The organism is Streptomyces sp. NPDC090741 (assembly GCF_044769045.1).
In the GTDB taxonomy this organism is placed as follows: domain Bacteria; phylum Actinomycetota; class Actinomycetes; order Streptomycetales; family Streptomycetaceae; genus Streptomyces.
In genome coordinates, this window is sequence record NZ_JBIVXF010000053.1 from 1 (window position 1) to 1,008 (window position 1,008).

Genomic DNA, 1,008 nt, shown 5'->3' on the forward strand with positions numbered 1-1,008 from the left:
GTGAGGGCCTTCCGGGTTCGGTGTGGATTGCGACGTCTACACCGACCAGAAAGGCCCTCGTGCCCCACCGTAATGCACCCCTGACCGAGACCGGACGGCTGCGGCTTGCCCGCTGCGTGGTCGTGGACGGCTGGCCGCTGCGGCGGGCCGCCGAGCGTTTCCAGGTCTCACCCACCACCGCCCAGCGGTGGGCCGCCCGCTACCGGGCCTTCGGCGAGGCCGGCATGGCCGACCATTCCTCCCGCCCGCACCACAGCCCCTGGCGGACGGCGACCCGCACCGAACGGCGGATCATCAAGGTCCGGATCCTCCGGCGGTGGGGACCGGCCCGCATCGCCGGACTGCTCAACGTGCCCGCCTCCACCGTCCACCGCGTCCTGACCCGCTACCGGATCGCCCGCCTGACGCATCTGGACCGGGCCACCGGCACCGTCATACGCCGCTACGAACGCGAGAAGCCCGGCGAACTCGTCCACGTCGACATCAAGAAGCTCGGCAACATCCCCGACGGCGGCGGCCACAAGATGCTCGGCCGCCCGGCAGGACGCAAGACCAAGTCCGGCGTCGGCTACCAGTACATCCACACCGCCGTCGACGACCACTCCCGCCTCGCCTACAGCGAAATCCACGCCGACGAGAAGAAGGAAACCGCCACCGCCTTCTGGACCCGGGCGCAGGCCTACTACGCCGGCGTCGGGATCACCGTCGAGCGCGTGCTGACCGACAACGGCTCCTGCTACAAGTCGTATGCCTGGCGCGATCTGCTCGCGGCGGCCGGGATCACCCACAAGCGAACCCGGCCCTACCGGCCCCAGACCAACGGCAAGGTCGAACGCCTCAACCGCACCCTCCTGGACGAGTGGGCCTACGCCCGCCCCTACCGGTCAGAACAGGAACGACGCGACGCGTTCCCCCAGTGGCTGCACACCTACAATCACCACCGCGGACACACCGCGCTCGCAGGCAAACCACCCGCCAGCCGCGTCCCCAACCTCACTGGGCAATACA

The 1,008-nt window shown here is 69.6% G+C and carries 1 protein-coding gene; it reads left to right on the forward strand.

Going from position 1 to position 1,008, the window contains the following annotated elements:
• Positions 1–59: 59 nt before the first annotated feature.
• Positions 60–1,008 (forward strand): IS481 family transposase (locus ACIQU4_RS42385; protein WP_403743295.1); only part of this gene is annotated, 949 nt, incomplete at its 3' end.